This window comes from Pseudoduganella sp. RAF53_2 (assembly GCF_052113985.1).
GTDB lineage: Bacteria > Pseudomonadota > Gammaproteobacteria > Burkholderiales > Burkholderiaceae_D > Rugamonas.
In genome coordinates this window covers 1-6,383 of record NZ_JBFRDW010000344.1, presented here as the reverse complement: position 1 = coordinate 6,383, position 6,383 = coordinate 1, and the positions used below count along the sequence as shown (strand labels likewise).

The window sequence follows — 6,383 nt, the reverse complement described above, 5'->3', positions numbered from 1 at the left end:
GAATACATGCGCAGCCCTTTCAGCTGCCAGAATCACGAGGTGTACTCCACCCTGAGCCTGGGTGCAGCCACCTTCCCTACCGATGGCGCCGATCCGGCTACGCTGCTGCGTAATGCCGATGCGGCGCTACAAACGGCGCGGCGCGGCGGCGGCGATCTGCTTGTGCCTTACTCCGTCGAGCTGAATACGCAGGCCGATCAGCGTCTGGACATTGAGTCCGATTTGCGCCATGCGCTCGAACGTGGCGAGCTGGAATTGCACTATCAGCCGCAGCAATCTCTGCGCGATGGGGCGCTGGCCGGCTTCGAGGCCCTGCTGCGCTGGCGCCGCCGCGGCGAGCTGGTGTCGCCTGCCGTCTTCATCCCGCTGGCCGAAGAGTCAGGCCTGATCATTGCCATCGGCGACTGGGTGCTGGAGCAGGCCTGCCGCCAGGCCAGCGAATGGAGCGCGCACTATGGCCGCGCGCTGACCATTGCCGTGAATATTTCGCCGCGCCAGTTCACGCATCCGTCCTTCCTGCCGAAGATCACGGACCTGCTGGCGACCACGCATATCGATCCCGCCTGCATTGAGCTGGAGATTACTGAAGGCGTGGTGATGGAAAACACGGAGCAGGCCATTACGGTACTCGGCCAGTTACGCGCACTGGGCCTGAAACTGTCGATCGATGATTTCGGCACCGGCTATTCCAGCCTGGCTTATCTCAAGCGCTTCCCGATTCATAAACTGAAAATCGATCAAAGCTTTGTGCGCCAGCTGGCGCCCGGCACCGGAGATGCCGCCATCGTGCAGGCGGTGATCGGCCTGGGGCGCAATCTGGGCATCAGCGTGATTGCGGAAGGTGTGGAGAACGCCGGCCAGCGCGCGCTGCTGCATCTGTGGGGCTGCGATGAAATCCAGGGCTACCATTACGGACGCCCGATGCCGCCACGCGAGGCTCAGCGCTATTTGCGCAGCAGTGATAGCATGGTGCTCGCCGCCTGAATCCAGGCCCAGGAGTTCACCATGTCCCGTCCATTCGCCACACTGTCTGCTTGCCTCGCGCTGGCGACATCCATCGTCCACGCAGCACCAGTCTATGGCCCGGAGCTGGAAGGCTTCCAGTATCCCTATCCGCAGCAGCATTTCCATTTCCGGTCGCAGGGCCAGGACCTGCAAATGGCGTATATGGACGTGGCGCCAACCGGGCAGCCCAACGGCCGTACGGCAGTGCTCATGCACGGCAAGAACTTCTGTGGCGCGACCTGGGACACGAGCATCGCCGCGCTCAGTGCCGCAGGCTACCGGGTCGTGGCGCCGGACCAGATAGGCTTCTGCGCCTCCACCAAGCCTGCGCACTATCAATACAGCTTCCAGCAGCTGGCCGACAACACCTCGGCCCTGCTCAGGCAGCTGAAAGTCGACAAAGCCGTGGTCGTGGGACATTCGACCGGCGGCATGCTGGCGGCGCGCTACGCGCTGATGTGTCCGCAAGCCGTGTCGCACCTGGTGCTGGTCAATCCTATCGGACTGGAAGACTGGAAGGCGCTGGGCGTGCCTGGCCGCACCGTGGACCAGTGGTACGAGCGCGAACTGAAACTGAGCGCCGACAGCGTGCGCGCTTACGAGAAAGCCACCTATTACGTCGGCCGCTGGAAACCCGAATATGAGCGCTGGGTGGAAATGCTGGCGGGCCTGAACGCCGGTCCCGGCCACGCGCAGGTAGCGTGGAATTCCGCCCTGATCTACGACATGATCTGGACCCAGCCCGTCTGGTACGAACTGCCGCAGCTGCAAATGCCGACGACACTGATGATTGGCGACGCCGACACCACGGCCATCGGCAGCGATATCGCGCCGCCTGAAGTGAAAGCCCGTATCGGGCGCTACGCCGTGCTGGGTAAGGAAAATGCGAAGCGCATCCCGAAAGCACACCTGATCGAATTCCACGGCATGGGCCACGCGCCGCAAATGGAAGATCCGGCGGCCTTCAACCGGGCTCTGGTCGAAGAACTGGCACGTTGAGGACGCAGCGTTTAACCGTGCGGCTTGACATCTTCCTTCAGCGCGGCCATGGCCAGCTTCTCGACCAGACCCGGTGCAATCAGCTTCATCCAGCGTCCCAGCTTGCCTTTGGCCGTCATCACCACTTCGCGGCGGCGTGACTGCATGCCTTCGATGATCAGCGCCGCGCATTCCGCGACCGGCATGGCCTTGTCTTCTTTCAGGCTGCTGCTTCCCAGCTCGCCGCCCTGAGCGTTGTAGCCGCGATAACGGATGCGCGTGTCGACCACGCCGGGATAGGCCGTCGTCACGCTGACGCCATGCGGCTTCAGCTCCGCGCGCAGACTTTCGAAGAAGCCGGACATGGCAAATTTGGTCGCGCCATAAGCACTGCGTCCCGGCACGCCAATCAGCCCGGCCAGCGAGGACACGGCCACCAGCCGTCCGCGCGACGCTTTCAGCCAGGACAGCGCAGCGTGGGTGCACCACACGCTTCCCCACAGGTTCACCCGCATCAGTTCTTCGTACCAGCGCAGGTCTTCGACCTCTTCGAACAAGGCATGCGCGGAACGGCCAGCGTTGTTGATCAACGCGTCGATGCGGCCGAAGCGTTCGGCGGCTGTGGCAATCAGCCGGYGGCATTGCGCTTCGTCGGACACGTCGGTCTGCACCACCAGCGTTTGCGCGCCGAGCGCCGAGCAGGCGTCGGCTACCGATTGCAGCTGATCGGCCTTGCGTGCTGCCAGCACCAGCGCGGCTTCCTTGCCGCGGCTGCGCGCCAGCTGGCGCGCCATCTCCGCACCGATGCCGTCGGATGCGCCGGTAATGACGATAACCTCCATGTGTCCCCCTGTGTTTATTTATGTTCCGATTATGCGTTAAGATGGCCCACATGAACACTCAAGCTACCCTCCTCGCCGCCAGCCTCGCTCTGGCCTGCGCCGCTGCCTCCGCGCAGCAGGCTCCCGTTGTTCGTGAAGCGCCTCTGCGCGCCCACTTGTCCTTCCTCGCCGACGATCTGCTCGAAGGCCGCGGCACCGGCCAGCGTGGCGGTGATCTCGCCGTGCGCTACCTGGAAACGCAGGCCGCAGCCATTGGCCTGACGCCGCTGGCCGATGGCACTTACCGCCAGTCGGTCAAGTTCCAGGGCACCAAGCTGATGCCGGGCAGCTCGGTGGCCTTCACCGTTGGCGGCAGCAAGCTGCTGCCGCAGAACGGCAAGGACATCGTCTTCGGCACCGGCAGCGGCCGCGCCGACGTCAACTTCGACGCGCCACTGGTCTTCGTCGGCTACGGCGTCACCGCGCCGGAAGAACGCTGGGACGATTACAAGGGCGAGGACGTGAAGGGCAAGATCCTGGTCATGATGGTGAACGATCCGCAGCCAACCGCCGAGGAGCCGAACCGTTTCGCCGGCAAGGCCTATACCTATTACGGCCGCTGGATGTACAAGTATGAGGAAGCGATGCGCAAAGGCGCGGCCGGCGCACTGCTGATCCACACCACGCCATCCGCCTCCTACGACTGGAACGTGCCCGCCACCAGCTTCGCCCACGAGCGCTTCCACCTGCCGGGCGGCGGCAACCAGATCGAAGGCTGGATCAGCGAAGACCAGGCGCGCCGCCTGTTCAGCGCTGCCGGCTTCGATCTCGACAAGCTGCGCGCCGATGCCGAAAAGCGTGACTTCCATCCGGTCGACCTGAAGACCAGCGCCCACGTGGAAATGCGTTCCTCGATCCGCCAGGTCGAGCAGTTCAATGTGGTCGGCGTGGTGCCGGGCACCGATCCCAAGCTGAAAGACCAGGCCGTGGTGTATTCCGCGCACTGGGACCACCTCGGCATCGACGAAGGCGCCAAGGATGGCGGCGACCATATCTACAATGGCGCCATCGACAACGGCTCCGGCGCGGCGGCCCTGCTGGCCATGGCAACGGAGGCAGTGAAGAAGCCGGCCAAGCGCTCGCAGGTTTTCCTGTGGCCCGCAGCCGAAGAACAGGGTATGCACGGTGCGGCGACTTATGTGCAGCATCCGGTGTTCCCGCTGAACCGCACGCTGGCTGACCTCAACCTGGACAGCATGAACTTCGCCGGCCGCACCAGGGATATCGGTGTAGCGGGCGCCGAGCGCAGCTCGCTGTATGAATCCTCGGCCAAGGTGGCGAAGCAGATGGGCCTCAGGATTGCGCCGGCCATTCCGGACCTGTCGGGCGCTTACTTCCGCGCCGACCACTTCCAGTTCGCCAAGGCGGGCGTGCCGGCGTTTAACGTGGGCTCGGCCGTGTTCTCGGGCGACGGCCATTTCGAGTTCGAGCGCAAGCAGGATGAATCGGCGGCCAGCATCGTGGCCTTCAAGAAGGACTACCACACGGTACGCGATGAGTACCATGCGAGCTGGGACTTGTCCGGCATGGTGCAGCAGGCGCAGTTCACGCTGAACCTGGGCTATGAAATCGCCAACGGCAAGGACATGCCGGCCTGGAAGAAGGGTGATCCTTTCGGCCAGGTCAAGCGGTAACGAGGGCGGCGGGTCGAATGACCCGCCCTACGCGGCGCGGCATTCCGGAACGCACAGGACAACCCGTCGTTTCCCTATCCGCAGCACCGTAGGGTGGATCATCGATCCGCCGTTTCACGCTGCCAGGCGCGCCTCGTTTTCTTCCAGCACGGTGATGAAGGCGCTGGCGGGAACGGGACGGCTGAAGAAGTAGCCCTGCATTTGCTGGCAGCCATGCTGGCGCAGGAAGGCGATCTGCTCTTCCGTCTCCACCCCTTCCGAAATCACTTCCAGATCCAGGTTCTCCGCCAGCGCGATGATGGTGGTGACGATGGCCGCATCGTCCGGATCGACCGTCAGATCGCGCACGAAAGTCTGGTCGATCTTCAGCACGTCGATCTCGAAGCGCTTCAGGTGCGCCAGGGACGAATAGCCGGTGCCGAAGTCGTCGATGGCCAGCTTGACGCCCAGCTTCTTCAGCTGGTGCATCACGGAGATGGCATGCTCCACATCGTTCATCACCGTGCTCTCGGTCAGCTCCAGCTCCAGGCAGTGCGGCGACAATCCCGTCTCGGCCAGCACGGCTGCCACCGACTGCACGAAGTCCGGCTCCGCCACCTGGCGCGCCGACACGTTCACGGCCATGCGCAGATTCTCGCGTCCTTCGCACTGCCACTGGCGCAGCTGCTCACAGGCGGTGCGCAGCACCCAGCTGCCGACCGGCAGGATCAGGCCTGTTTCCTCGGCCAATGGAATGAAGCGGTTCGGCGCCACCATGCCCATCTCCGGATGGCGCCAGCGAATCAGCGCTTCCATGCCGACGATGCGGCCGCTCTCCGTATCCACCTGCGGCTGATAATGCAGCTCGAACTCGCGCCGTTCCAAGGCAGTACGCAGGGCGGACTCGATGCGCAGGCGCTCGCCCAGCTGCTCGTTCATGGCGGCCGTGTAGAACTGGTAATTATTGCCGCCCATTTCCTTGGCGCGGTACATAGCGATGTCGGCACGTTCCGCCAGCACGTGCGGATCGTCGCTATCGGCCGGATACACGGCGATACCGGCGCTGCAGCTCAGGAACAGCTCCACGCCGTCCAGCACCAGTGGCTCGGCCAGCTTGTCGAGCACGCGCTGCAGCTGATCGGCGCGCGGTGCGTGCGCGCCATGCTCCGCCAGCAGCAGCAAGGCGAATTCGTCGCCGCCCAGACGCGCCACCGTGTCCAGCGGACGCACGGCTGCACGCAGGCGCGCCGCCACCACTTGCAGCAAGCGGTCGCCGCCCTTGTGACCGAGGCGGCTATTGGTAAACTTGAAGCGGTCCAGGTCGATCGACACCAGCCACAACTCGTGGCCCTTGCGTGCCGCGTGCTGAATGGTTTGCAGCAGGCGGTCGTGCAGCAGCACACGGTTCGGCAAGCCGGTCAGAGCGTCGTGCGTGGCCTGGTGATGCAGCTCGCTTTCGTATGCCTTCATCGCCGTGATGTCGTGCTGGATCGAGACGAAGTGCGTGACCCGGCCCTCCTCATCGCGCACCGGCGACAAGGTCACATCGTTCCAGAACATGGTGCCGTCCTTGCGATAGCAGCGCATCACGGCGTGGCCGTCGCGGTGCTCCTGGATTGCATTGCGGATTTCGGACACGCCATGCTGGTCGAGGTCCGTGCCATACAGCAGGCGCGGGCTCTTGCCCATGATGTCCGCCGCGCTGTAGCCCGTGGTACGCTCGAAGGCGGGATTCACGTACACCGTCGGATTGCCTTCGCGCGCCTCCGTCACCACAATGGCGCTGGTGCTCGATTCGATGGCGCGTTCGCGCAGCAGCAAGGTCTGATTGACCTGCTTCAGCTGCGCCGTGCGCTCTTCCACATTGCGCTGAATCACGCGGTTGCGCGAAGCCAGGGTGCTGACC

5 protein-coding genes are annotated in these 6,383 nt (G+C 64.1%); 3 read left to right on the top strand and 2 right to left on the bottom strand.

The window, feature by feature from the left end:
- A partial coding sequence (locus AB4Z11_RS19465; RefSeq protein ID WP_442027015.1) for a putative bifunctional diguanylate cyclase/phosphodiesterase occupies window positions 1–984 on the top strand: 984 nt, incomplete at its 5' end.
- 21 nt (window positions 985–1,005) lie between these two features.
- Complete coding sequence (locus AB4Z11_RS19460) at window positions 1,006–2,004, top strand: alpha/beta fold hydrolase (protein WP_442027013.1); 999 nt, start codon at window positions 1,006–1,008, stop codon at window positions 2,002–2,004.
- A gap of 11 nt (window positions 2,005–2,015) precedes the next feature.
- Here the strand turns inward: AB4Z11_RS19460 and AB4Z11_RS19455 are convergent, their stop codons facing one another.
- Window positions 2,016–2,825, bottom strand: coding sequence for an SDR family oxidoreductase (locus AB4Z11_RS19455; protein WP_442027012.1), 810 nt, complete (start codon window positions 2,823–2,825; stop codon window positions 2,016–2,018).
- A 50-nt stretch (window positions 2,826–2,875) separates the two neighbouring features.
- On the opposite strand from AB4Z11_RS19455, the gene AB4Z11_RS19450 reads away from it, so the two are divergent.
- Window positions 2,876–4,498, top strand: a complete 1,623-nt coding sequence (locus AB4Z11_RS19450; RefSeq protein ID WP_442027011.1) for a M28 family peptidase — start codon at window positions 2,876–2,878, stop codon at window positions 4,496–4,498.
- Between the two features lie 114 nt (window positions 4,499–4,612).
- Here AB4Z11_RS19450 and AB4Z11_RS19445 read toward each other — a convergent pair.
- On the bottom strand, window positions 4,613–6,383 hold a 1,771-nt coding region (locus AB4Z11_RS19445), incomplete at its 5' end, for a putative bifunctional diguanylate cyclase/phosphodiesterase (RefSeq protein ID WP_442027010.1).

Excerpts from the sequence above, each read along its gene's own strand:
- AB4Z11_RS19450 (WP_442027011.1), top strand. The coding sequence starts at position 2,876 with ATGAACACTCAAGCTACCCTCCTCGCCGCCAGCCTCGCTCTGGCCTGC.
- AB4Z11_RS19460 (WP_442027013.1), top strand. The coding sequence starts at position 1,006 with ATGTCCCGTCCATTCGCCACACTGTCTGCTTGCCTCGCGCTGGCGACA.